This is a genomic window from Sphingomonas sp. (genome assembly GCF_036388435.1).
Taxonomy (GTDB): domain Bacteria; phylum Pseudomonadota; class Alphaproteobacteria; order Sphingomonadales; family Sphingomonadaceae; genus Sphingomonas.
This window is the reverse complement of the sequence record NZ_DASVRV010000032.1, coordinates 38732-62619: the sequence shown is the minus strand read 5'-3', so window position 1 is coordinate 62619 and position 23888 is coordinate 38732. Positions and strand designations below refer to the sequence as shown.

Below are 23888 nucleotides of genomic sequence, written 5' to 3'. Positions count from 1 at the left end.
GGGCGGGGCGGCGCTACGCCGTGCTGGGGCTGGCCCGATCGGGTGCGGCGGCGGTCGCGGCCTTGGTCGCTGGCGGCGCCGAGGCGACGGCATGGGACGGCGACGCGGCCCGGCGGGATGCGGTCGAGGGTGCGGCGATCGCTGACCTCGACACGGTCGACCTGGCCGCGTTCGACGCGCTGGTGGTGTCGCCGGGCGTGCCGCTCAACACGCATCCGCTCGCGGCCAAGGCACGGGCCGCCGGGGTGCCCGTCATCGGCGACATCGAGCTGTTCGCCAACGCGCGCGCGGAGCTGCCGCCGCACAAGGTCGTCGGTATCACCGGCACCAACGGCAAGTCGACCACCACCGCGCTCGTCCACCACATCCTGCGCACGGCGGGCACACCGGCGCTGATGGGCGGCAATATCGGGCTGCCGATCCTCGCCGCCGAGCCGCTGCCTCCAGGCGGCGTCTATGTGCTCGAGCTGTCGAGCTACCAGCTCGACCTCACCCGCTCGCTCGATTGCGAGGTCGCGGTGCTGCTCAACGTCACCCCCGATCATCTCGACCGCTATGACGGGTTCGACGCCTATGCCGCGTCCAAGGCGCGGCTGTTCGCGATGCAATCATCCGCGCACGAGGCGGTGATCGGCATCGGCGACACCGCGTCCGCCATGATCGCGCGGTCGCTGTCGGCGCGCGGCGAGCACCTGACCAAGATCGCGCCGGGCATCTGCATGGACCAGTCACGCTGGCCCGCGCTGCAGGGGCCACACAACGCGCAGAACGCGCTCGCGGCGATCGCGGTCGCGCGCGCGCTGGGCGTGGCGGAGCGCGACATCGACCGGGGCCTGGAGAGCTTCGCCGGCCTCCCGCACCGGATGGAGCGGATCGGGTCGCGGGGCGGGGTCGCGTTCGTCGACGATTCCAAGGCGACCAACGCCGAATCCACGGCACCCGCATTGGGCGCGTTCGGGCGTGTGCACTGGATCCTGGGCGGCCGCGCCAAGAGCGACGACCTCGACGCGTGCCGCCCCTGGTTCGACCGGGTGGCTGGCGCCTATACGATTGGCGAGTCGGGGCCGCGCTTCGCCGCGTTGCTGCGCGACGCCGGCGTGGCGGTGGAGGAAGCGGGAACGCTCGTCCGCGCCGTCGAAGCGGCGGCGGGGGCCGCCCGGCCGGGCGACACGGTGTTGCTGTCGCCGGCCGCCGCGTCCTTCGACCAGTTTCGTGATTTCGAGGAGCGCGGCGATGTATTCCGCGCCTGCGTAGGGGAGCTGTCGTGAGCGACGCGATCGGTCGGGGCGAACAGGCGGGCGGCATCATGTCGCGCATGAAGGGCAGGGGCGGGCGCGGCGACCGATCGCCGCTGGGCACCTGGTTCTGGGATATCGACCGGGTGCTGCTGCTGCTGACGCTGTTCCTGATCGCGATCGGGCTGCTCGCCGTCGCGGCGGCGTCGCCCGCCAGCGCGCGACGTTATTCGGGAGAGGCGCATCAGATCGCGCCGCTTTATTATTTCTGGCGGCAGTTGATGTGGGTGGGCGTGTCGCTCCCCGTGCTGGTCGCGACCTCGATGTTGCCCGTGGCGCTCGCGCGGCGGCTGGCGCTGACGGGGGCGGCGATATTCGTGGCGTTGCTGGCGCTCACGCCCCTGATCGGCGTGGAGGTGAACGGCGCGCGGCGGTGGATCGGGGTCGGCTTTGCGCAGTTCCAGCCGTCCGAGTTCCTAAAGCCGATGTTCATCGTCTCGGTCGCCTGGCTCCTGTCGCTCAAGGCCAAGGACGAGGAGCTGCCCACCGTATTGATCACCGGCGGGGCCACGGGCCTGGTCGCGATGCTGCTGATGCTCCAGCCCGACTTCGGCCAGACGATCATCTTTTGCCTGGTCTGGATGGCGCTGCTGATGATCGCGGGCACGCCGACCAAGGTCATGGCGGGACTCGCGGCGATGGTGCCGGTCGGGCTGGTCGCCGCCTATTTCTTCTACGGCACCGCGCGCAACCGCATCGACGCCTTTCTGTTCCCCGATGTCGAGGGCGTCGGCGCGGGCGACCATTTCCAGACGGACGCGGCCCACCGGACGCTGACCTCGGGCGGCTGGACGGGCACGGGACCGGGCAGCGGCAATGCCAAGTTTGGGCTGCCCGAGGCGCATACCGACTATATCTTCTCCGTCATCGGTGAGGAGTTCGGCCTGCTCGCCTGTTCGGTCATCGCGCTGGTATTCCTCGCGATCGTGGTGCGGGTGTTCGTGAAGCTGCTCGACGAACAGGACGAGTTCCGGCTGCTCGCCGCCGCCGGGCTGGCGACGCAGTTCGGGGCGCAGGCGCTGGTGTCGATGGCGGTCAATACCGGGCTGGCGCCGTCCAAGGGCATGACGATGCCCTTTATCAGCTATGGGGGATCGTCGATGGTCGCGCTGTCGGTGGGGATGGGGTTGCTGCTGGCCTTCACGCGGCGCAATCCGTTCCTGACGCGGAGCCCTTATGTGGTCCGCTGGAGTGGTCGATGACGAATAGCCGGCATTTCGTTCTGGCGGCCGGCGGCACCGGTGGTCACATGGTGCCCGCCGCGGCGCTCGCGACGGAGCTTTCGAGGCGGGGTCACCGGGTCGCATTGGTCAGCGACGCGCGCGGCGTGCGCTTTCCGGGCCTTTTCGAGGGCATCCAGACGCATGTGCTCCCCGCCGGACGGCTGTCGGGCGGCCCGATCGGCTGGGTTCGGGCCGGGCGCGAGATGGTGCGCGGGCGGGCCATGGCGCGCGAACTGTACAAGACCTTCAAGCCCGCCGCGGTGATCGGCTTCGGCGGCTATCCGGCGCTGCCCGCGCTGCTGGCGGCCTTCGCCGACGGGGTGCCGACGGCGGTGCACGAACAGAATGCCGTGCTGGGCCGCGTCAACCGGCTGGTCGCGGGTCGCGTCGACGCGATCGCGACCTCGTACGCCGTGACCGAGCGGCTCAAGTCGAAACTCGCCGACAAGGTCCGCCATGTCGGCAATCCGGTGCGTGAGGCGGTGCTGGCGCTCCGGTCGCGGCCCTATCCGCTGCTGGAGGAGGACGGCATCTTCCGCGTGCTCGTCACCGGCGGCAGCCAGGGCGCGACGATCCTGGCGGACGTGGTGCCCGACGGGCTGGCGATGCTCCCCGTCACCTTTCGCCGCCGGCTGCAGGTGACGCAGCAGGCGCGGATCGAGGATATCGACGCGGTGCGCGCCAAATACGCCCAGCATCAGATCCCGGCCGATCTCGCGACCTATCTGCCCGACATGCCCGAGCATCTGGCCTGGGCGCATCTGGTGATCGCGCGCGCGGGCGCCTCGACGATCGCCGAGCTGACCGCGGCGGGGCGGCCCGGCATCCTGGTGCCGCTGCCCAGCGCGACCGACGACCACCAGACCGCCAATGCGCGCGAGATCACGCTCGCGGGCGGCGCGCGGACGATCGCGCAGGGCGATTTCACCGCGGTCGAGCTCGCCAAGCAGATGCAGAAGCTGGGGCTCGACCCTGCCGCGCTGGAGAATGCGGCCGGGCGCGCGCGTGCCTGCGGCAAGCCGGATGCCGCGCGCGATCTCGCCGATCTGGTCGAGAGCCTCGGAGCTCCGGTCTCGCGACTGCCGGTCGGCGTGGCGCCGAAGCGCAAGGCCGCCTTCGCGTGAAGGGCGTGGCGACCGATATCGGCGTGATCCATTTCGTCGGCATCGGCGGGATCGGCATGTCGGGGATCGCCGAGGTGATGATGAACCTCGGCTACCGCGTCCAGGGATCGGACGTGACCGAGGGCTATGTGGTCCAGGGCCTGCGCGACAAGGGCATCCCCGTCGCCATCGGGCACCGCGCGGACAATCTGGGCGACGCGGCCGTGGTGGTGGTGTCGACCGCGATCACGCGTTCCAACCCGGAGGTCGAAGCGGCGCTGGAGCGGCGCGTGCCGGTGGTGCGGCGCGCGGAGATGCTGGCCGAGCTGATGCGGTTGAAGTCGACCGTCGCCGTCGCGGGAACCCATGGCAAGACGACGACCACCTCGATGATCGCCGCCCTGCTCGATGCGGGCGGGGTCGATCCGACCGTGATAAATGGCGGGATCATCAACAGTTACGGGTCGAACGCCAGACTGGGTGCCAGTGACTGGATGGTGGTCGAGGCGGACGAGAGCGACGGGAGTTTCCTGCGGCTGGACGGGACGGTCGCGGTCGTCACCAACATCGATCCCGAGCATCTCGACCATTATGGCTCGTTCGACGCGGTCAAGGACGCCTTCGTCCAGTTCGTCGAGAACGTGCCCTTCTACGGCGCGGCATTGCTGTGTCTCGACCATCCGGAGGTGCAGGGCATCCTGCCGCGGCTGCGGGATCGGCGCGTGGTGACCTATGGCTTTTCGGCGCAGGCGGACGTGCGCGGCGTCAATGTCGTGTCGGTGCCGGGCGGCAACCGCTTCGAATGCCTGGTGCGCGCGCGCGACGGGTCGGTCCGGTCGATCGAGGGGATCGAGCTGCCCATGCCCGGCCGGCACAATGTCCAGAACGCGCTGGCCGCGATCGGCGTCGCGCTGGAGCTGGGGATCGACGATGCGACGATCCAGAACGGCTTTGCCAAGTTCGGTGGGGTCAAGCGCCGTTTCACCAAGGTCGGCGAAGTGGGCGGGGTCGCGATCATCGACGATTACGGCCACCATCCCGTCGAGATCCGCGCGGTGCTGGCCGCCGCGCGCGAGGGTATGCGCGGACGCGTGATCGCGGTGGTGCAGCCGCACCGTTATTCGCGACTCCAGGCGTTGATGGAGGATTTCCAGACCGCGTTCAACGATGCCGACCGCGTGCTGGTGACGCCCGTCTACGCGGCGGGCGAGCAGCCGATCGCGGGCGTCGATGCCGACGCGCTGGTCGAGGGGCTGAAGCGGCGCGGGCACCGTCAGGCGGGCGTGATCGCCGATGCCGAGGGATTGGCGGACGAGCTGGCGGGATCGATCGAGCCGGGCGACATGATCGTCTGCCTGGGCGCGGGCGACATCACCCGCTGGGCCGCCGGACTGGCGGACGCGATCGAAGCGCGCCGGGCGGTGGTGGCCGCGTGAGCGTGATCGATCGCCCGGTGTCGCCGGTCACCCGCGGCAAGGCGGAGCCGAACGGCTCGCTCGCCGATTTCATCTGGTTCCGAACGGGCGGGCCCGCCCAGTGGCTGGTGCGTCCGGCGGATGTGGAAGACCTCGCCGCGACGATGCATGCGCTCGATCCGGAGGTGCCGGTCATGCCGATCGGCGTCGGGTCGAACCTGATCGTGCGCGACGGCGGCGTGCCCGGCATCGTGGTGCGCCTGCCCAAGGCGATGGCGCGCGTCGCGGTCGAGCATGGACGCGTGCGGGCCGGCGGGGGAGCGATGGGCATCGGCGTCGCCAGCGCGGCGCGCGACGCGGGGGTCGCCGGGCTCGAATTCCTGCGCGGCATCCCCGGCACGGTCGGCGGCGCCGTTCGGATGAACGCCGGCGCCTATGGCCGCGACGTGAGCGACATATTGATCGAGGTCACCGTCGTGACCCGCACCGGCGCGGTCGAGACATGGCCCGCCGCGCGACTGGGCTATCGCTATCGCCATTCCGACCTGCCCGCCGGGGCCGTGGTGGTGGAGGCGGTCTTCGCGGGCGAGCCCGGCGACCCCGCCGTGATCGGCGCCGAGATGGACCGCATCGCCGCCGAGCGCGAGGCGTCGCAGCCGCTCCGCTCGCGCACCGGCGGGTCGACCTTCAAGAACCCGGCCGGGCACAAGGCCTGGACGCTGATCGACGCCGCCGGATGCCGGGGGCTTCGCAACGGCGACGCGCAAGTGTCGGAGAAGCATTGCAACTTCCTCCTCAATCTGGGGCAGGCGCGTTCGGCCGAGATCGAGGCGCTGGGCGAGGAAGTCCGCGCGCGCGTGTTCGCGCATTCGGGAGTCGGGCTGGAGTGGGAGATACAGCGCGTGGGACTGCCCGCATGACGACGCCCCTCCACATCGCGGTGCTGATGGGCGGCTGGTCGTCCGAACGCGACGTGTCGCTCTCGTCGGGCGCGGGCGTGGCCGACGCGCTGGAGTCGCTGGGCCACCGCGTGACGCGGATCGACATGGCGCGCGACGTGGCGGCGCGGCTGGCCGAGGCGGCGCCCGACCTGGTGTTCAACGCGCTCCACGGCACGCCCGGGGAGGACGGCTCCGTCCAGGGCATGCTCGACCTGATGGGGCTGCGCTACACGCATAGCGGCCTCGCCACGTCCGTCATCGCCATCGACAAGGTGCTGACCAAGCAGGTGCTGGTGCCGCACGGCCTGCCCATGCCGGGTGGGCGGATCGTGAAGTCGGCCGAGGTGCACCAGCGCGACCCGCTGCCCCGCCCCTATGTCCTCAAACCCGTCAACGAGGGTTCCTCGGTCGGCGTCGCCATCGTCACCGACCAGGGCAATTACGGCAATCCGATCGCGGCGGATGTTCAGGGCCCGTGGCAGGCGTTCGACGAGCTGCTCGCCGAGCCGTATATTCGCGGACGCGAGCTCACCACGGCGGTACTGGTCGACCGCGCGCTGGGCGTCACCGAGCTCAAGCCCAAATCCGGCTGGTATGATTACGACGCCAAATACACCGACGGCATGACGGAGCATGTGTTTCCCGCCGACATCCCCGACGCGGTCGCCGAGGCCTGCCGTGCGATCGCGCTGGCGGCGCACCGGCTGCTCGGCTGCCGGGGCGCGTCGCGCGCGGATTTCCGCTGGGACGACAGCCAGGGCGTCGAAGGGCTGTTCCTGCTGGAGGTGAACACCCAGCCCGGCATGACGCCGCTCAGCCTGGTTCCCGAACAGGCGCGGCACACCGGCATGAGCTATGCCGAGCTGGTCCAGGCGATCGTCGACGACGCGATGGCGCGGGACGGCGCGACATGAGCCGCACGATCAAGCGCGGCCCGCCCCCGCGCAAGCCCGTCCGCCGCAAGGTCGTCAGGAAACAGCCCTTTTTCGACCGCATGATCGCGAAGCTGCCCGTCAGCCCGGAGCTGATCGCCAAGGCCGCGACCTGGACGATCCTGGGCGGCGTCGGCGTCGGCCTGGTCGCGGCGGCGAGCTGGGCGGGGATTCCCGGTATGATCGGCGCCGAGCTGGCCGAGGGGGCGGGTCGCGCGGGCCTGCGCGTCGGGCGGATCGAGATCACCGGGCTGAAGCGCATGGACCGCATGTCGGTCTATGCCGTCGCGCTGGAGCAGGATTCGCGCGCCATGCCGCTGGTCGATCTGGGCGCCGTGCGCGAGAAGCTGCTGCGCTACGGCTGGATCGCGGACGCGCAGGTGTCCCGGCGTCTGCCGGATACGTTGCTGGTCAACATCATAGAGCGCGAACCCGCCGCCATTTGGCAGGACGGCGGGCAGCTGACGCTGATCGACGCGGAGGGCGTGCTGCTCGCCCCCGTCGAGCCGGGCGAGACGCCCAACCTGCCGTTGCGCATCGGTCCGGGCGCCGACCGGCAGGAGCGGGGCTATCAATCGCTGCTCGCCGCCGCGCCGGGGTTGAAGCCGCGGGTGCGCGCGGCGACCTGGGTCGGCAATCGGCGCTGGGACCTGACCTTCCGGACGGGCGAGGTGCTCGCGCTGCCCGAGGAGGACGCGCAGCGCGCGATCGTGAAGTTCGCCGAACTCGACCGGTCGAGCGCGCTGCTGGGGCGCGGGTGGAAAAGGTTCGATATGCGCGACCCGTCGAAATTGGTGGCGCGCAAGCCGGGGATGAACGATCGTGTCACCGCGACGCCGGGGGGCGGCGCGGATGGGGGTGGAAAACCGGGCGTCGCGCCAGGCGTCGCGCGGGCCAGCGGGGAAGGCTGAACATGGCGAAGACTGCACCGGAAGGACTGATCACCGCGCTCGACATCGGCTCGTCCAAAGTCTCCGCGATGATCGCGCAGAAGGGCGATGGCGGCGAGCTGATCGTGCTGGGCACCGGCCAGCGCGAGAGCCGGGGCGTCAAGCGCGGCTATATCGCCGACATGGGCGCGACCGAGGCGGCCGTGCGCGAGGCGGTGGAACAGGCCGAACGCGTCGCGGGGCTCAACATCGAGGATGTCTGGGTCGGCTTTTCCGCGGGCGGGCTGATCTCCGACGTGGCGTCGGTCGAATCCGATCTGGGCGGCCACCGCGTCGAGCAGGGCGATATCGACGCGCTGCTGGCGGCCGGGCGTCAGTCGATCGATCCGCAGGGGCGCATGGTGCTCCACGCCCAGCCCGCGCTCTATACGCTCGACGGGCTGACCGGGGTCAAGAAGCCGCTGGGTCTCCACGCCGACCGGCTGGGCGTCCACATCCATGTGGTCGCCGCCGACGGCTCGCCCGTCCGCAACCTCGACCTGTGCGTCCGCTCCGCGCATCTGGAGGTACGCTCGATCATCGCCTCGCCCGTCGCGACGGGGCTGGCCTGCCTGTCCGACGAGGAACGCGAGCTCGGCGTGGCCTTGGTAGAGATGGGGGCGGGGATCACCAACGTGTCGCTGTTCGCGGGCGGGATGCTGGTCGGGCTCACCTCCATCCCGTTCGGCGCGGCGGACGTGACCGACGACATCGCCTCGGCCTTCGGGACACGGCGCCAGCAGGCGGAGCGGATGAAGTGCTTTCATGGATCGGCGAACACGTCGCCGCGCGACAATCACGACATGATCCCCGTGCTGCCCATCTCGGCGGAGGATAGCTCGGGGGAGGGGGCGTGCGACGCGATGCAGATCACCAAGGCGCAGCTGATCGGCGTGATCCGCCAGCGGCTGGAGCATGTGATGGGCGAGATCGGTCGCGCGCTGAAGGACCTGAAGTTCGAGGGGCCGGTCGGGCGCCAGGTGGTGCTGACCGGCGGCGGCGCGGAGCTGAAGGGCCTTGCCGACTATGCGCAGGCGGCGCTGGGGCGGTCGGTCCGCATCGGCCGGCCGCGCGGGCTGACCGGACTGCCCGACGCCCATGCCGGGCCCGCCTTCGCGACATTGGCCGGGCTCGCCTTCTACGCGGCGTCCGACCCGATCGACCTGCGCGCGATGGCGCCGCAGGCGCAGACGGTGCACCGGCCGGGCGGCTTTCAGCTGGTTCGCAAGCTCATCCAGGCGGCGCGCGCGAATTATTGAGAAGGGCCGAGATTTGAACTGGCGGCGCGTGTGCCGTTGGTGCACACAAGGTTAATGACGGGGAGCCGTGGGGTCGGCTTCGGGGGTATCGCGGAGAGTATCGAATGCCGATCGAGTTCATGGACACCAATGACGTCGACGAGCTGACCCCGCGCATCGCGGTGATCGGCGTGGGCGGGGCGGGCGGCAACGCGATCGCCAACATGATGCGCGCCGACGTCCAGGGCGTCGACTTCCTGGTCGCCAACACCGACAGTCAGGCGCTCAAGCAGTCCACCGCGCCGCAGCGCATCCAGCTCGGCGCCAAGATCACGCAAGGGCTGGGCGCGGGCTCGCGCCCCGAGATCGGGCGCGCGGCGGCCGAGGAGACGATCGACCAGCTCGGCAAGCTGCTCGAGGGATCGCATATGTGCTTCATCGCGGCGGGCATGGGCGGCGGCACCGGCACGGGCGCGGCGCCCGTCATCGCCAAGGCGGCGCGCGATATGGGCATCCTGACGGTGGGCGTGGTCACCAAGCCCTTCGCCTTCGAGGGCAAGCGTCGCGCCAAGAGCGCCGAGGCGGGCATCGAGGAGCTGCAGAAATATGTCGATACGCTGATCGTCATCCCCAACCAGAATCTGTTCCTCATCGCCAACGCCAACACGACCTTCAAGGAAGCGTTCGAGATGGCGGACGAGGTGCTGCAGCAGGGCGTGCGCGGCATCACCGACCTGATGGTCATGCCCGGCCTCATCAACCTCGATTTCGCCGACGTCCGGTCGGTGATGCAGGAAATGGGCAAGGCGATGATGGGCACCGGCGAGGCGAGCGGCGACAACCGCGCGCTGGAGGCCGCGCAAAAGGCGATCGCCAACCCGCTGCTCGACGGCGTGTCGATGCAGGGCGCCAAGGGGGTCATCATCTCGATCACCGGCGGCGACGACATGCGCCTGCTGGAAGTGGACGAGGCCGCCAACCATATCCGCGATCTCGTCGATCCCGACGCGAACATCATCTGGGGCTCGGCATTCAATCAGGACCTCGAAGGCCGCATCCGCGTGTCCGTCGTGGCGACGGGTATCGAAGCCGAGGCGCAGACCGCGTCCCCGGCGACGCAGCCCGAGCCTACGCGGTCCTTCGGCTTCGGGCTGGGGCGCAAGAACGACGAGCCGCAGTCCTTCCGTCCCGCGGCATCGTCGCCGGCCGCGCCGACCTCCTCGGTGCCGGCCGCGCCTGCTCCGGTGACGTCGCACGCGACCGCCGCGCCCGTTCCGTCCGCATCCGCCCAGGAGGAGCCGCTAGACTTGGCGACCGCCGAGGCGCAGGCCGCCGACGCCCTGCCCGAGACGGCGGATGCGGCGAACGAGGAACTGGTGCTCGGCGCCGAGACGATCGTGCCGCAATCGCCGTCGCCTCATGCGGATGGCTATGCCGGACAGCCCGTGCCCGCCCCGCCGGTCGCGCCGACCGGGGGCGACGACGCGCGCCGCCGCTGGCTGGCGCCCGGCGCCGAAGTCCAGGCGGCGGGCGAACCCGCGCCCGCAGCACCGCGCGTCAAGATGGGCGGAACCCTCTTCGAACGCATGTCCAACGCCGCGCGCGGCGCGCAGCGCGAGGAGCCGGTGGCGGACGGCAAGGATGCGCTCGACATTCCGCGTTTTCTGCATCGCCAGAATAATCAGTGATTTGACGGCGCGACCGGGCCGCTTCGCCGTGCGCGGGGCTCGCTCGGTCGTGTATGATCCGGTGCGTCATTGCCGGTTCAGCCGCGCTCGGGTCTAAACTGGCGATACCGATGCGAACATTCTATTTCGTAGCTCTGGCTCTCTCCACGACGCTTGCGGGACCCGCCCTGGCGCAATATCGCGCGAGCGCACCGGCCGTGCAGCCGATGACCACGGCCGACCAGCTCGCCGCGGTGATGCGGCGCGTCGCGGCCGCGCCGACCGATGTGTTCGCGTTGGTCTCGGCCGGCGAGCTGTCGATGAAGCTCGACGACATGAGCGCGGCCGCCGCCTTTTTCGCGCGCGCGGAGAAGATCGACCCCCGCAATGGCCGCGTAAAGGCGGGCATGGCCGCCATCCTAGTCCGTGCCGAGCGTCCGGGCGAAGCGCTGCGCTACTTTCAGATGGCGGAAAATTACGGTCATTCCGCGATGCGTTTCGCCTCCGATCGCGGGCTCGCTTACGATCTGCTCGGCGAGCAGGAGCGCGCGCAGCGCGATTACCGGCTCGCGTTGCGGACGGGCAGCGATGACGAGACGGTGCGCCGCTACGCGCTGTCGCTCGGCATTTCCGGCAAGCAGGCGCTGGCGCTCGAGCAGATCGAGCCGCTGACGCGTCGGCAGGACCGGGCGGCGTGGCGGGTGCGTGCCTTCGTGCTGGCGATGAACGGCGATGTGGCGGGCGCGTCCACGATCGCGACGACGATGATGCCGCGCGGCATGGCGGGGGGGCTCCAGCCCTTTTTCGAGCGATTGCCTTCCTTGCCGGCTACCGATCGTGCCTTTGCGGTCCATTTCGGCGAGGTGCGGCCCACGGCCGCGCGGTTGGCCGATGCGCGCATGAAGCCGGCCCTGGCCGCGCTGGGTCCCGATCCCTACGCGCCTGTCCAGGTCGCCGCGCGTCCCGCCGGTCCGGTGGTCATGACGGCGGCGACGTCGGATCGTCGGCGCGGACGATCGCGCCGGGAGCCGCAGGTCGCGGCGTCCGTCGCGCGGCGTGTCGCGCCACCGGTCGCCCGGCCTGTCCCTCCCCCGGTCGTGGCGTCGGTCGATCGGCGGGCCGTGCAGCCGGTCGCGCCCGCGGTCCTGGCGTCGGCCGGGCGGCGCGTTCCCGTAACGACGGCGCCGACAGCGGCTCCGGCTACGCTTCGTCGCGAACGGGTCGAGGTCGCCGCCGTCGCGCCCGCCGCGATCGACGCGCCCGCCGCCGCTGCGCTCCAATCGCTCGCTCAGTTGGACCGCGTCGGGCCGGCGACCGCATCGCCCACCTATGCCGCCCTGGATCCGTCGCAGCCGATTGTCCCGGCGCCCGTGCCGGCGGCGTCGGGCGCCGTACCCCGGCCGGTCGTTGGCGCGGCGCTGTCGCAAGCGGTGGTGCCCCGGCCGGCCGACCCGGTTCAGGTCGCCGCAACTCCGGTGGCGACGGTGCCGCTCCAGCAACCCTATTCGCTGCCCGCCGCCGTCGCGAGTGCGCCCGCGCAGCCCGCGACGGCGCTCGCGTCGACCGTCGGCTCGGCGGAGGCCGTGCCGGTGGCGAGTGCACCGGGCTTCACCAGCCTCGCACCCGCGCCGGTCGAGACCGCCTCGATAACGCCTGTCCCGGCGCCGGTGACGGCGGTGCGCAGCGAAGACTCGATCCTGGCGCGGATCGTCGCATCGATCACCATTCCCGGCGAGGAACTGGGCGTGGTCGAGCCCGAGCGTCGCGTTCCGGCGGTCGCGGCCGTCGATCCCGCCACGGCGCGCACGCTCGCGGCAGGCGAGGCGAAGCTGGCTAGCCAGACGGCGGACCGCCTCGCCGCCGCACGGACCATCGCCGCCGCGGCCAGGAAGCCGGCCGGCGATGCCCGGCCGGGCGCGCGCACGGGCCGCGCGGCCGAAGATACGAAGCTCGCCAGTCGCAAGGAACGTGCTGGCCGGACCGAGCTGGCCGCGAACGCCGATGCCGACGCCCCGGCCAAGACGAGGACCGCGGCGGAAAGACGAGCGGCCGACCGCAAAAAGGCGGCGGACGACAAGGCCGCGCTCGCCAGGGCCGAAAAAGCGAAGACCAAGGGCGAACCCGAGCGCATCTGGGTCCAGGTCGCGGGCGGCGCGAGCGAGGGCGATCTGCCCAAGGCGTGGAGCGCGGCGCAGAAAAAGGCCGCGGCGCTTAAGGGTCGCGCCGCCTATACGACGCCGCTGCGGGCTACCAATCGCGTCGTCACCGGACCCTTCAAAACCGATGCCGAAGCGCGCGCCTTCGTGAACCAATTGGCGAAGCAGGGTGTTTCGGCCTTTCAGTTCACGAGCACGACGGGCCAGAAGATGACCAAGCTATCCGCCAAATGAGGGTGGCCGCGTCCTGCGCGTCGGACCCGGCGCGCAGCAGGGGACGCCGTTACGCCGAACCCGACGCCGAACGCGGCCCGCGCGACGCGTTCCAGCGCGACCGCGACCGTGTCGTTCATTCGATCAGCTTCCGCCGGCTGCGCCACAAGACCCAGGTGTTCATGGCGCCGGACGGCGATCATTTCCGCGTTCGCCTGACCCACAGCATCGAGGTGGCGCAGATCGGCCGCGTGATCGCGCGCGCGCTCGGCCTGAACGAGGACCTGACCGAGGCGCTTTGCCTGGCGCACGACATCGGCCACCCGCCCTTCGGCCATGCGGGCGAGGATGCGCTCAAGGCGGCCTTGGCGGGCGAGGGCGGGTTCGATCATAACGGCCACACGCTGCGCGTCCTGACCGAGATCGAGCGACCCTATCCCCGCTGGAACGGCCTCAATCTGAGCTGGGAGGCGCTGGAAGGGCTCGCCAAGCATAACGGCCCGGTCCGCCATCCGGGCTGGGCGCTGGCGCAGGCCGACGCCGATCTGCCGCTGGAGCTGGATCGCTGGCCGTCGCTGGAGGCGCAGGTCGCCGCGATCGCGGACGATATCGCCTATGACAATCACGACATCGACGACGGGCTGCGCGCCGGGCTGCTGACGCTCGACCAGCTGCTCGCCGTCCCCCTCGTCCGGCGGAGCTGGGAGGCGGCGCGGGCGCGCTTTCCCGAGGTCGCGCCCGACCGGCTGCTCGGCGAGATGGTGCGCGGGCAGATCGGCGCCATGGTCAACGACCTGATCGCCGAGACGGAGCGCCGGGTCGCGGCGTCGGGTGTCGGCGATGTCGAGGACGTGCGCGGCGCCGGCCGCGCGCTGGTCGGCTTTTCCGATGCGATGCGCGAGGCGGAGCGCGACCTGAAGCGGTTCATGTACGCCAATCTCTACCATCACCCGCGCCAGATCGCGGCGGCGGAGGCGGCGCATCATGTGGTGACCGGGCTGTTTGCGACGTACCGCGCCGACGCCGACACGCTGCCCCCGGAATGGCGATCGCGGCTGCCGGATGCCGAGCCGTGGCGGAGCCGCCACGTCGCCGACTTCATCGCCGGCATGACCGATCGCTATGCGGTGACCCGCTACCGCGAGGTCGTCGGCGTCATCGACCTGCCCGAGGGGTTCTAGCCGCGCGCGTGCTGGGCTAAGGCCCCGGCCATGACCCTTTATACCCGTTTCGCCGCGCATATCGACACGGCCCTCGACGCCCTCGCCGCCGCCGGGACGATCCCGCCCGACCTCGACCGTCGGAACGTGACGGTGGAGCCGCCGCGCGACGCCGCGCATGGCGACCTCGCCACCAACGCCGCCATGGTGCTCGCCAAGCCCGCCGCCACCAACCCCCGCAAGCTGGCGGAGGCGATCGCGGGCGAGCTGGAGAAGCTGGAAGATGTGGCGTCGGTCGCGGTCGCCGGGCCGGGCTTCATCAACATGACGCTGACCGACGATGCCTGGCGCGGCGAGCTGTCCGCCATCGCGGACGCGGGCGACGATTATGGCCGCTCGACGACGGGCGCGGGCACGACGGTCAACATCGAATATGTCTCCGCCAACCCGACCGGTCCCATGCATATGGGCCATTGCCGGGGCGCGGTGGTCGGCGACGCGCTCGCCAAGCTGCTGGAGTTCGCGGGCGCGCGGGTGATCCGCGAATATTATGTCAACGACGCGGGCGGCCAGGTCGACGTGCTCGCCCGGTCGGCGCATCTGCGCTACCGCGAGGCGCTGGGCGAGACGGTGGCGATCCCCGAGGGCCTGTATCCGGGCGACTATCTGGTTTCGGTCGGTAAGGACCTCGCGAAGAAATATGGCGACCGCTACGCCGTCGCGCCCGAGGCGGAGTGGCTCGCCACCTTCCGCACGGAGGCGGTCGACGCGATGCTGGTGCTGATCCGCGAGGACCTGGCGCTGCTGGGCATCCATCACGACGTGTTCGCGTCGGAGGCCGAGCTGCAGGCCGCGGGCAAGCCCGAGGCGGCCGAGGCCGAGCTGCGGTCGCGCGACCTGGTCTATGACGGCGTGCTCGAGGCGCCCAAGGGCGAGCTGCCCGACGATTGGGAGCCGGTCGAGCTGCCGCTCTTCCGATCCACTCGCTATGGCGACGACCAGGATCGCCCCATCCGGAAGTCGAACGGGCAATGGACATATTTCGGCGCCGACCTGGCCTATCACTATCAGAAGGCGCAGAGCGCGGACGCGTTGATCGACATCTGGGGGGCGGACCATGCCGGCACCGTCAAGCGCATCGTCGCGGCGGTCCAGGCGCTGACCGACGGCCGGACGCGGTTCGACGTGAAGCTCATCCAGATGGTGCGGCTGCTGCGCGGCGGCGAGCCGGTGAAGATGTCCAAGCGCGCGGGCAATTTCGTGACGCTGGCGGACGTCGTGCGCGAGGTCGGGCGCGACGTGGTGCGCTTCACCATGCTGACGCGCCGGGCCGACGCGCAGATGGATTTCGACTTCGCCAAGGTGGTCGAGGCGTCGAAGGACAATCCGGTCTTCTACGTCCAATATGCGCATGCGCGGATCGCGTCGCTGCACCGGCGCGCGGACGAGGGCGGGATCGCGCAGGGCCGGGCCGACCTGTCCCGGCTTGATACGGCGGAGCTGGCGCTGGTGAAGCTCGCGGCCCAGTTCCCCCGCACCGTCGAGACGGCGGCCGCGACCCGCGAGCCGCATCGGATCGCCTTCTATCTCTACGACTTGGCGGCGACATTTCATGCGTGGTGGAACATGGGCAATGACGATCCCTCGCGCCGCGCGATTCGGGCGGACGATCACGACCTCACGCGTGCGCGGCTTTTCCTGAGCGCGGCGATCGGGCAGACGATCCGCAACGGGCTGGCCATCATGGGCGTGGTGGCGGTCGAGGAGATGAACTGATGGCCGAGCATATGAACCTGCGCGACGAGGATCGCCTGCCCTGGCTCGAGACCGTCGAGCCCGACGAGCCGCCGCGCTCCAACACGGGGCGGACGGTCGCGCTCGTGCTGCTGGGCATCGGCCTGCTGCTCGCGATCCTGATCGGCCTGACGCGCTGGCAGCAGAGCCGGAATGCGGGCGGCGACGGTACGCTGATCGCGGCGCAGGACGGCGATTACAAGGTCCGGCCCGACGAGCCCGGTGGGCTGAAGGTCGAGGGCGAGGGCGACGCGGCGATCGCGACGAGCGCGGGCGCGGGCGCCGGCAACGGCGCGGTCGACCTGAAGGCCGTGCCCGAGGCGCCGATCGCGGGTTCGCCCGAGACGCGACCTACCGCGGTTCCCACCCCGGCCGCCGGCAAGAGCGCGGTCGCGCAGGTCCCGGCTTCCGGTGGACGCCTGGTCGCCGCCGCCCCCATGGGCCCGTCGCGCGGCAACGTCCCCGGTGCGGTCGGGGGCGGCGCGCTGGTCCAGCTCGGCGCCTTCCCCAGCGAGGGCGCGGCGAACGGCGCCTGGGGTAATTTCGCCAAAAGGTTCGGCTATCTGGCCGCGCTGGGCAAGTCGGTCGAGGCCGCCGACGTGAACGGGCGCACCGTCTATCGGCTGCGCGTCAATGCGGGCAGCGCCAACCAGGCGGCCGATATCTGCGGCCGGTTGCGCGTCGCGGGCGAATCCTGTTTCGTGACGAGCTGAAACGGCGTGGCGCGGCCGACCGGGTCGCGCTAACGATCGGCCCATGAAGCCCGTCATCTTCGGCCTGTCCGGGCCGGTCCTCGCCGCCGATGAAGCCGCGTTCTTCCGCGCCGCCGAGCCGGCGGGGTTCATCCTGTTTCGCCGCAACGTCGTCGACCGCGCGCAGCTCCGCGCGCTTACCGACTCGCTGCGTCACCTGACCGGGCGCGCGGATGTGCCGATCCTTATCGACCAGGAGGGCGGGCGCGTCGCCAGGATGGGGCCGCCCGAATGGCCCGCCTTTCCGGCCGGTCCCGCCTTCGACCGGCTCTACGACGTCGCGCCCATGTCGGCGATCCAGGCCGCGCGGGCGAATGCGCAGGCCCTGGGGCTGATGCTGGCGGAGGTGGGGATCAACGTCGACTGCCTGCCGCTGCTCGATGTCGCGCGCCCGGAGACGACCGAGGCGGTCGCGACGCGTGCCTATGGCAGCGAGCCGATGCGGGTCGCGGCGCTCGGCCGCGCGACGCTGGAAGGGCTGGCGGCGGGCGGCGTCGTCGGGGTGGTCAAGCATATGCCCGGCCATGGCCGCGCGGTCGTCGATACCCATCATCATCTGCCGACGGTAACCGCCACCGACGCGGAGCTGGAGGTCGATCTGGAACCGTTCCGCACCCTCGCCCATGCGCCGATGGGCATGACCTCGCATATCGTGTTCGAGGCCTGGGACCGCGATCGACCCGCCACCCTGTCGCCGGTGGTGATCGAGGAGGTCATCCGAGGGCGGATCGGCTTCGACGGGCTGTTGATGACCGACGATATCGATATGAAGGCGCTGTCGGGCACGGCCGGCGAAAAAGCGGCCGGCGCGGTCGCGGCGGGCTGCGACCTGGCGCTCGATTGCTGGGCGCGGATGACGGAGATGGAGGATATCGCGGCGTCGCTCGGCGACATCTCCGACGCGTCGCGCGCGCGGCTCGATCGGGCGATGACGGCGATCCGGCCGCCCCAGGGCGACTTCGACGAGCTGATCGCCCGTCGCGATGCGTTCCTCGCGCTCGCCTGATACGCGACGGTGGCAAATGCCCGCGTGACGCCCTAGATAGGACCCCTTGCCAAGGGAGATTCGTTATGGGCGGTTTCAGCCCGATCCACCTGCTCGTTCTTGCGATCGTCGCGATCCTGCTGCTCGGGGGCGGACGTTTCTCGAGCCTGATGGGCGATGTCGCCAAGGGCGTGAAGAATTTCAAGAAGGGCATGGTCGAAGAAGACGAGCCCGCCAAGCCCGCCGGACGTATCGAATCCGCGAAGGTCGTCGAGCCCGCTCACGACCGCGATGGCACCCGCGTTCGCGACGATCGCTGATCCCAGCTTTCACGCCTGAGGCGCGGCCACCATGTTCGACGTAGCGCCTACCGAGTTCCTGCTCGTCGCGGTCGTGGCGCTGCTGGTCATCGGTCCCAAGGATCTGCCCAAGGCGATGCGCGTGGTCGGTTATTGGGTCGGCCGGATGCGCGGCGTCGCGCGGCAATTCCGGTCGGGGTTCGACTCCATGGTGCGCGAGGCCGAGCTGGAGGAGATGGAGAAGCGCTGGGCCGCCGAGAACGAGCGCATCATGCGCGAACACCGGGCCAGTCCGGAGGGCGATCCGACGTCGGGCGACGGTGTCCCCGATACCGCGAGCGCCCCCCCGGCCTCCATGCCGGAGATTCGGGCCGCCGGTCATGATGGCGACGCGACCGGCGAGCCCGTTCATGTGGAACAACCGGTGATCCGTTCCGCGCCGGGCAAGACGCTGCCGACGCCTGATAGCGGGGTGACGTCGTGAGCGACATCGACGAGACCCGCGCGCCGCTGATGGACCATATGCTCGAGCTGCGACGGCGGCTGCTCTACTGCCTCGCCGCGGTGGTGGTCGCGTTCGGCGCGTGCCTGTACTTCGCCCGGCCGATCTTCGGATTCCTGTTGCAGCCGCTGCTGGAGGCGGGGCAGAAGACCGTCATCTACACTCAGGTGTTCGAGGCGTTCTTCGTCGAGATCAAGGTGGCGTTCTTCGCCGCGTCGATGGTGTCGTTTCCGATCATAGCCAGTCAGATGTGGCAGTTCATCGCGCCCGGCCTCTATCGCAAGGAGCGCCGCGCCGTGCTGCCCTTCCTTTTCGCGACGCCCGTGCTGTTCGGTTTGGGCGCGGCGATGGCCTATTATGTCGCGATCCCGACCGCACTCCATTTCCTGCTCGGTTTCGACGGGGAGGTAGGGGGAGTCCGGCGCGAGGCGTTGCCCGCCATCGGTTATTACCTGTCGTTCATCATGCAGTTCCTGTTCGGGTTCGGGATCGCGTTCCTTTTGCCCGTGCTGCTGATGTTCCTGGAGCGCGCGGGCGTGGTCACCCGCAAGCAGCTCGTCGGCGCGCGTCGCTATGCGATCGTCGGCGCCTTCGCGATCGCGGCGGTGCTGACGCCGCCCGACGTGGGATCGCAGCTGTTGCTCGCGATTCCCTTGTGCATCCTGTACGAGCTGGCGCTGGTCGGGATCTGGATCACCGAACGGCGCCGGGCAAAGGGCTCGGCCGCGACCGACGAAGCGGCGGCCGAATAGCCGAGCCCAGGCCGGAGGTTAGTCGCCCGCTTTTTCGACCGCCTTGCCGGCGGACTGCAGATCCTCGCCGGCACCTTCGACGGTGTTGCACGCGGCCATCATCATCATGCCGGCGATCAGCGCCGAGCCGAGCAATTTACGCATATGGTTTCTCCAAAAATCCGGGCGTGATCGCCGCGTGAAGGAAATGATCCGCAGGCGGCATCGTTCCGCTCGCGAACCGTAACAACGAACATCGGGACGTCACCAGGGCTGCCCGGAGCGCCTGGTTTCGCTGAGCCTGCGGCCTGCCGGCGCATTGCCAAAGCCGAATGTCGGGAATGCCCTGAAGGCTAAAAGGCCCGGAAGCGTCACCGGGGGGGGGGAGGGGTGGACGCTTCCGGGCCTATCACTTGAACAGCGAGAGCGGGGGGGCATAAAGTCGCTGTTCGGAATGTAGAACGACGCGACCGAAAGCTGGTTCCGGCGGTTTCCACGAAATATGAAAAAATTTCAGTCGCGGCCCAGAATGGCGATCGTGATCTCGAACGCACCGGTCAGCGGGTCGTGGTGAAACTGCCCGCGCAACTGGCGCGACAGCCCTTCCATCACGCGGCCATAGCGGGTCCGGATCAGTTCGCGCAGTTCGTCGCCCTCCACCAGCGCGCGCGACACGATGCGCAGGCAGGCGCGATCCGGCACCTCCGCGGGCTTGAGCGACACGCGGATCCGGGCGGCGGGATCGACGCTCATCGCCAGTTCGATCGTTTCCGTCACCAGAAAGGCGACCGCGACGGCGATGTCCTGGGTGACGAGGTAATTGTCGATGTCGAGCACGATCCCGACGCTGGTGGCGCCGTCGGGCGCGGTGGCGCGGATGTTCGATGCCAGCTCGCCCAGCACCGATCGCATCCCCAGCCCGCGATTGTCTTCCATCTCGGCGAAGTGATTGCGGTGGACGACGGCCAGCGCATCGACCCGGCGCTGGATCGACGCATAGGCGGCGACGGCCTCGGGCGTCGGCGCCCCGCGCGCGTGGAAGTTGATCAGGCTGGAGATGACCTGAAGGTTGTTCTTGACCCGGTGATGGACCTCGCGAGTCAGCTTAGTCTGGCGTACCAGCCCCTGGGCGAGCCCGGCCTCGTGAAGCGCGACGGTCCGGGTGATGGCGGTAAAGGTCTCGCCCAGCTCGCGGATCTCCTGCGCCGGGAGGGTGCTGGTGCCGATGTCGATCACCTGGCCGGGCTGGTAGGTGGCGGCGCTGGTGCGCAGGCGCCGCAGCGGGGCGATCAGCAGATGGTCGACGACGAACCAGCCGATCCCGGCGGCCGCCGCCCACATCAGCAGCGGCAGCAGCATCGCCACGATGAAGGACGAGGTGATCGGCGCCGCGCGGATGCTGGTGCGCAAGGACAGATCGGCGAGCCCGAGCGGCGTGCGCATCGTCTCCATCCGGTCGAGCGGGCCCGCACCGGGGATGCTGGCGAGCGTCAGCGCCTCCTGGTCGAGCATGAGGCTTTGCGAATAGATGATCGCTTGGCTGCTCGGGGCGCCGAGCTGGGCCAGGAAATCGCGCGAGAAAAAAGCGCGCGCGGTCAGCCCGTTCGTGCCCGCGACGGAAAGGACGAGTCCGCGCTCGGGCGCGATGATCCCGGTGATCCCGCCCGCCGTCCCGAGCGAGGGCGGCGCCGGCTGGAAGGGCTCGCCGCAGACGGCGCGGCCCGACCGGTCCAGGATCACAAAGCGCGTACCCTTCTCGGCCTGTTGCGCGAACACGCCCTCGACCCGGGCGCAACTGGGCGCGTCGAGCGCGTTCTGCCCCAGCGCGCCCAGCGCCGACCGCAACGCGGTCATGTCCCCCACCAGCTCGATGGCGATCGCCCGCGCGCTTTCCGTGGCGGCGACGCGAAGCCGGGCGCGCGCCTCGGCGTCCGCGACGCGGCTGGTCTGGAGGGTGGCGATGACGGCGATCAGCGCGAGCGGCAGCAGCGCCGCCGACAGGATCAGGAAGAGCTTGGCGCCGGTCGGTAGCCGCGACACCGCTCCGAACGGCGAGCCCCCGCGGAGCTCGGGTCGGGCGCCGTCCTCAACGTCGGCGATGATGGTCATGCATTCGGTTAGTCGAGCTTGCTCAGTAGGTCGAGCATTTCGTCGGGCACCATCTCCTGCACGGCCTTGTCGTAGACCGAGCGTAGCGCCTCGCCCATCTCCCGATCACGTGCCGATCCCGGCCCCTGCGTCTTCGCGGCAGGCTTCTTGACGGACGACTTATGTTCCAAACTCAACCCGTCCCCCTGAACAGCCGGCCCGATCATGTGTCGTGACAGGCACCACGCGAAACCGCATCGACCGGCATGGTCGAAACGAATCCGTGCGCGTGAAACCAAAGACCGGGTCGCGGGTTCCCCGGATTGCGCGAAAAAAACTCCGGACCGCGCCGGGGGACCGCTTCGGCCATCAGGCGTTGCAACCCGTATCGCGTGGGCGCAGAGAAGCGCGTGTTATTCAGGGAGTGTATTTTTTCCATGTCGCTCGGACAGCAACTCGCACCGCATCTACCGTTCCTTCGACGCTATGCCCGCGCCCTGACGGGCAGCCAGAGCCAGGGCGACAAATATGTTCGCGCGACGCTGGAGGCGATCGTGGCCGCGCCCGACCAGTTCCCGCGCGAGGTCGATCCCCGGCTGGGATTGTACCGCATGTTCCAGGGCATCTGGAATTCGACCAATTACGACGAGGTCGAGGGTCACGCCGAAGCCGGCGAGGGCAATGAGGCGGTGGCGCGCGCGCGACTGGCCAAGATGACGCCGCTGTCGCGCCAGGCGCTGCTGCTCACCGCGATGGAAGGCTTCACGCCCGAGGACGCCGGCTATCTGATCGAGGTCGACACGACCGAGGTCGACCAGCTCGTGGCCGAGGCGCTGTCCGAGATCGAGCAGCAGACGCGCGCGCGCGTGCTGATCATCGAGGACGAGCCGATGATCGCGATGGACATCGAGACCATCGTCCGCGATCTCGGCCATGAGGTCACGGGCGTCGCCGTCACGCGCGACGAGGCGGTGGCGCTGGCGATGGACGACCGTCCGGGGCTGGTGCTGGCCGATATCCAGCTCGCCGACGACAGCTCGGGCATCGACGCGGTCAAGGACATCCTCGCCGAGCTGCAGGTGCCCGTCATCTTCATCACCGCCTTTCCCGAGCGGTTGCTGACGGGCGAGCGGCCCGAGCCGACCTTCCTGATCACCAAGCCGTTCCAGCGGTCGACGGTGAAGGCGGCGATCAGCCAGGCGCTGTTCTTCGACCAGTCCACCATTCCCGCACCGGTCGCGTAGATAAGGTACGGACCCAAAACGACCATAAGGGGTTTGGCACTACATGGCCGACGAGAACGAACCGATCCACATCAAGACCGACCGCGCGCGCGCGGGCGCGACCCCGCACATGACACGGGTCATCCTGCCCGTCTCGCTGGTCCTGGTGATCGCTCTTTTCGCGTATATAATCCTGGCCTGAGCGGCTCGTCGGCCAAGGTTGCTGGCAATCGCGTCGGCAAGTGCCTATCTCGGGCGGACGCTGGGCGCCTGGGCTCGCTAGGGGGATGATCGGATCTACATGACGGATGCTGTCGCGCGGGACGAGCTTCCCTCGGCCGAGCCGGTCGAGCATGTCTCGCTGTCGGACCCCGAGTTCAAGACCCAACTCGCGCAGGTGATCCCTCACCTGCGCGCGTTCGGGCGCTCGCTGTCGGGCAGCCGCGACCTGGCCGACGACCTGGTCCAGGAGACGTTGCTCAAGGCCTGGGCGGCGCGCAAGCGGTTCCAGGCGGGCACGAACATGCGCGCCTGGACCTTTATCATCCTGCGCAACCTGTACCTGTCGCAAATGCGCCGGGCGCGATTCAAGGGCGAGTGGGACGATCTGGTCGCCGACCGCATTCTCGCGGCGCCGGCGAGCCAGGACCGGCATGTGGAGCTGGGCGACATGCAGCGCGCGTTGCTGCATCTGCCCCAACCGCAACGCGAGGCGCTGATCCTGGTCGGCGCGGGCGGGTTCGCCTATGAAGAGGCGGCCGAGATCTGTCAGGTGGCGGTCGGGACGATCAAGAGCCGCGTCGCGCGCGGTCGCGTCGCGCTGGAAGCGTTGCTGACCAACGGCGCCCTGCCGTCACGCCGCGATCACGCCCAGGACGTCAACAAGACCGCGCTCGACACCATCATGGGCGAGGTGGACGAACTCAGCCGGGAACGGTGACGGGTCCGATGCCTCGCCTCAAAAACCATGAAGTCGAGGCAGTCGGTCGAGCCGCTCCACCGATCGGCGCATGTCTTCCGGCAAGGTCGACATGTGGTCGAAGCTGCGGCGTAACGCTCCCCCGATCGCATCGGTCACGAGCGGCCGGCGAACGGCGTAGCCGCCCTCGGGTCGTTCGTCGGTTCCGGATGCGATAGTCATCATGTCGTCGGAAACGTCGGAGAACCCTGATCGTTTCCCCAACTATACTGATTTAGATGAATATTGTCGTTGCGCTAGCGTAAGGATCGGTGATGTCTTCG

23 protein-coding genes are annotated in these 23888 nt (G+C 69.7%); 20 read left to right on the top strand and 3 right to left on the bottom strand.

What is annotated here, in order from left to right:
* From murD to tatC, 17 genes are all read left to right on the top strand, one after another.
* Window positions 1–1268, top strand: a 1268-nt coding sequence (gene murD, locus VF592_RS07485; RefSeq protein ID WP_331004987.1) for a UDP-N-acetylmuramoyl-L-alanine--D-glutamate ligase, incomplete at its 5' end; no start/stop codon positions are given.
* 47 nt (window positions 1269–1315) lie between these two features.
* The gene (locus VF592_RS07480) at window positions 1316–2497 is read left to right on the top strand and encodes a putative peptidoglycan glycosyltransferase FtsW (protein WP_331004992.1); all 1182 of its coding nucleotides are present in this window, start codon (window positions 1316–1318) and stop codon (window positions 2495–2497) included.
* Window positions 2494–3642, top strand: a complete 1149-nt coding sequence (murG, locus tag VF592_RS07475; protein WP_331004986.1) for an undecaprenyldiphospho-muramoylpentapeptide beta-N-acetylglucosaminyltransferase — start codon at window positions 2494–2496, stop codon at window positions 3640–3642. Before VF592_RS07480 ends, murG begins: the two co-directional genes overlap by 4 nt.
* Window positions 3639–5057 carry a UDP-N-acetylmuramate--L-alanine ligase gene (murC, locus tag VF592_RS07470; protein WP_331004985.1) on the top strand — a complete coding sequence of 473 codons (1419 nt, stop codon included), beginning with the start codon at window positions 3639–3641 and terminating at the stop codon, window positions 5055–5057. Before murG ends, murC begins: the two co-directional genes overlap by 4 nt.
* Window positions 5058–5059: 2 nt before the next feature.
* Window positions 5060–5956, top strand: a complete 897-nt coding sequence (gene murB, locus VF592_RS07465; protein ID WP_331004991.1) for a UDP-N-acetylmuramate dehydrogenase — start codon at window positions 5060–5062, stop codon at window positions 5954–5956.
* On the top strand, window positions 5953–6891 hold the full coding sequence (locus VF592_RS07460; RefSeq protein ID WP_331004984.1) for a D-alanine--D-alanine ligase: 939 nt from the start codon (window positions 5953–5955) through the stop codon (window positions 6889–6891). Before murB ends, VF592_RS07460 begins: the two co-directional genes overlap by 4 nt.
* A complete protein-coding gene (locus VF592_RS07455; protein ID WP_331004983.1) occupies window positions 6888–7820 on the top strand; it encodes a cell division protein FtsQ/DivIB in 933 nt (310 codons plus the stop codon). Before VF592_RS07460 ends, VF592_RS07455 begins: the two co-directional genes overlap by 4 nt.
* A 2-nt stretch (window positions 7821–7822) precedes the next feature.
* The gene (gene ftsA / locus VF592_RS07450; protein WP_331004982.1) at window positions 7823–9097 is read left to right on the top strand and encodes a cell division protein FtsA; all 1275 of its coding nucleotides are present in this window, start codon (window positions 7823–7825) and stop codon (window positions 9095–9097) included.
* 104 nt (window positions 9098–9201) lie between these two features.
* A complete protein-coding gene (ftsZ, locus tag VF592_RS07445; protein ID WP_331004981.1) occupies window positions 9202–10764 on the top strand; it encodes a cell division protein FtsZ in 1563 nt (520 codons plus the stop codon).
* Window positions 10765–10970: 206 nt separating this feature from the next.
* The gene (locus tag VF592_RS07440) at window positions 10971–13133 is read left to right on the top strand and encodes an SPOR domain-containing protein (RefSeq protein ID WP_331004990.1); all 2163 of its coding nucleotides are present in this window, start codon (window positions 10971–10973) and stop codon (window positions 13131–13133) included.
* Window positions 13130–14293, top strand: a complete 1164-nt coding sequence (locus tag VF592_RS07435) for a deoxyguanosinetriphosphate triphosphohydrolase (protein WP_331004980.1) — start codon at window positions 13130–13132, stop codon at window positions 14291–14293. Before VF592_RS07440 ends, VF592_RS07435 begins: the two co-directional genes overlap by 4 nt.
* 30 nt (window positions 14294–14323) lie before the next feature.
* On the top strand, window positions 14324–16048 hold the full coding sequence (gene argS / locus VF592_RS07430; RefSeq protein WP_331004979.1) for an arginine--tRNA ligase: 1725 nt from the start codon (window positions 14324–14326) through the stop codon (window positions 16046–16048).
* Complete coding sequence (locus tag VF592_RS07425; protein WP_331004978.1) at window positions 16048–16779, top strand: SPOR domain-containing protein; 732 nt, start codon at window positions 16048–16050, stop codon at window positions 16777–16779. The genes argS and VF592_RS07425 overlap by 1 nt, the downstream gene beginning before the upstream one ends.
* A gap of 43 nt (window positions 16780–16822) precedes the next feature.
* The gene (locus tag VF592_RS07420) at window positions 16823–17824 is read left to right on the top strand and encodes a glycoside hydrolase family 3 N-terminal domain-containing protein (protein ID WP_331004977.1); all 1002 of its coding nucleotides are present in this window, start codon (window positions 16823–16825) and stop codon (window positions 17822–17824) included.
* A gap of 65 nt (window positions 17825–17889) precedes the next feature.
* Window positions 17890–18123, top strand: coding sequence for a Sec-independent protein translocase TatA (locus VF592_RS07415; RefSeq protein ID WP_331004976.1), 234 nt, complete (start codon window positions 17890–17892; stop codon window positions 18121–18123).
* Between the two features lie 31 nt (window positions 18124–18154).
* Window positions 18155–18586: a Sec-independent protein translocase protein TatB gene (tatB, locus tag VF592_RS07410; protein WP_331004975.1), complete on the top strand. Its 432-nt coding sequence runs from the start codon at window positions 18155–18157 to the stop codon at window positions 18584–18586.
* Window positions 18583–19356 (top strand): twin-arginine translocase subunit TatC, encoded by a 774-nt coding sequence (gene tatC, locus VF592_RS07405; RefSeq protein ID WP_331004974.1) that lies wholly within the window; start codon window positions 18583–18585, stop codon window positions 19354–19356. Before tatB ends, tatC begins: the two co-directional genes overlap by 4 nt.
* Window positions 19357–19374: 18 nt before the next feature.
* Here tatC and VF592_RS07400 read toward each other — a convergent pair whose 3' ends face one another.
* From VF592_RS07400 to VF592_RS07390, 3 genes are all read right to left on the bottom strand, one after another.
* The gene (locus VF592_RS07400; RefSeq protein WP_331004973.1) at window positions 19375–19500 is read right to left on the bottom strand and encodes an entericidin A/B family lipoprotein; all 126 of its coding nucleotides are present in this window, start codon (window positions 19498–19500) and stop codon (window positions 19375–19377) included.
* Between the two features lie 348 nt (window positions 19501–19848).
* Window positions 19849–21444 carry a sensor histidine kinase gene (locus VF592_RS07395; protein ID WP_331004972.1) on the bottom strand — a complete coding sequence of 532 codons (1596 nt, stop codon included), beginning with the start codon at window positions 21442–21444 and terminating at the stop codon, window positions 19849–19851.
* A gap of 8 nt (window positions 21445–21452) precedes the next feature.
* Window positions 21453–21620 carry a NepR family anti-sigma factor gene (locus VF592_RS07390; protein WP_331004971.1) on the bottom strand — a complete coding sequence of 56 codons (168 nt, stop codon included), beginning with the start codon at window positions 21618–21620 and terminating at the stop codon, window positions 21453–21455.
* Window positions 21621–21860: 240 nt separating this feature from the next.
* Here VF592_RS07390 and VF592_RS07385 point away from each other — a divergent pair, with 240 nt between their 5' ends.
* From VF592_RS07385 to VF592_RS07375, 3 genes are all read left to right on the top strand, one after another.
* Window positions 21861–22667 (top strand): response regulator, encoded by an 807-nt coding sequence (locus VF592_RS07385; protein ID WP_331004970.1) that lies wholly within the window; start codon window positions 21861–21863, stop codon window positions 22665–22667.
* A 43-nt stretch (window positions 22668–22710) separates the two neighbouring features.
* Window positions 22711–22848, top strand: coding sequence for a hypothetical protein (locus VF592_RS07380; RefSeq protein ID WP_331004969.1), 138 nt, complete (start codon window positions 22711–22713; stop codon window positions 22846–22848).
* 99 nt (window positions 22849–22947) lie between these two features.
* Window positions 22948–23586 (top strand): sigma-70 family RNA polymerase sigma factor, encoded by a 639-nt coding sequence (locus VF592_RS07375; protein ID WP_331004968.1) that lies wholly within the window; start codon window positions 22948–22950, stop codon window positions 23584–23586.
* The last annotated feature ends 302 nt before the right edge of the window (window positions 23587–23888 follow it).

Coding starts and splice junctions, on each gene's coding strand:
- VF592_RS07480 (WP_331004992.1), top strand. CDS start 1,316: ATGAAGGGCAGGGGCGGGCGCGGCGACCGATCGCCGCTGGGCACCTGG.
- VF592_RS07440 (WP_331004990.1), top strand. CDS start 10,971: ATGACCACGGCCGACCAGCTCGCCGCGGTGATGCGGCGCGTCGCGGCC.
- VF592_RS07375 (WP_331004968.1), top strand. CDS start 22,948: ATGACGGATGCTGTCGCGCGGGACGAGCTTCCCTCGGCCGAGCCGGTC.
- ftsZ (WP_331004981.1), top strand. CDS start 9,202: ATGCCGATCGAGTTCATGGACACCAATGACGTCGACGAGCTGACCCCG.
- VF592_RS07435 (WP_331004980.1), top strand. CDS start 13,130: ATGAGGGTGGCCGCGTCCTGCGCGTCGGACCCGGCGCGCAGCAGGGGA.
- tatB (WP_331004975.1), top strand. CDS start 18,155: ATGTTCGACGTAGCGCCTACCGAGTTCCTGCTCGTCGCGGTCGTGGCG.
- VF592_RS07395 (WP_331004972.1), bottom strand. CDS start 21,444: ATGACCATCATCGCCGACGTTGAGGACGGCGCCCGACCCGAGCTCCGC.
- VF592_RS07400 (WP_331004973.1), bottom strand. CDS start 19,500: ATGCGTAAATTGCTCGGCTCGGCGCTGATCGCCGGCATGATGATGATG.
- ftsA (WP_331004982.1), top strand. CDS start 7,823: ATGGCGAAGACTGCACCGGAAGGACTGATCACCGCGCTCGACATCGGC.
- murG (WP_331004986.1), top strand. CDS start 2,494: ATGACGAATAGCCGGCATTTCGTTCTGGCGGCCGGCGGCACCGGTGGT.
- VF592_RS07380 (WP_331004969.1), top strand. CDS start 22,711: ATGGCCGACGAGAACGAACCGATCCACATCAAGACCGACCGCGCGCGC.
- VF592_RS07460 (WP_331004984.1), top strand. CDS start 5,953: ATGACGACGCCCCTCCACATCGCGGTGCTGATGGGCGGCTGGTCGTCC.
- VF592_RS07420 (WP_331004977.1), top strand. CDS start 16,823: ATGAAGCCCGTCATCTTCGGCCTGTCCGGGCCGGTCCTCGCCGCCGAT.
- argS (WP_331004979.1), top strand. CDS start 14,324: ATGACCCTTTATACCCGTTTCGCCGCGCATATCGACACGGCCCTCGAC.
- VF592_RS07455 (WP_331004983.1), top strand. CDS start 6,888: ATGAGCCGCACGATCAAGCGCGGCCCGCCCCCGCGCAAGCCCGTCCGC.
- VF592_RS07415 (WP_331004976.1), top strand. CDS start 17,890: ATGGGCGGTTTCAGCCCGATCCACCTGCTCGTTCTTGCGATCGTCGCG.
- VF592_RS07425 (WP_331004978.1), top strand. CDS start 16,048: ATGGCCGAGCATATGAACCTGCGCGACGAGGATCGCCTGCCCTGGCTC.
- VF592_RS07385 (WP_331004970.1), top strand. CDS start 21,861: ATGTCGCTCGGACAGCAACTCGCACCGCATCTACCGTTCCTTCGACGC.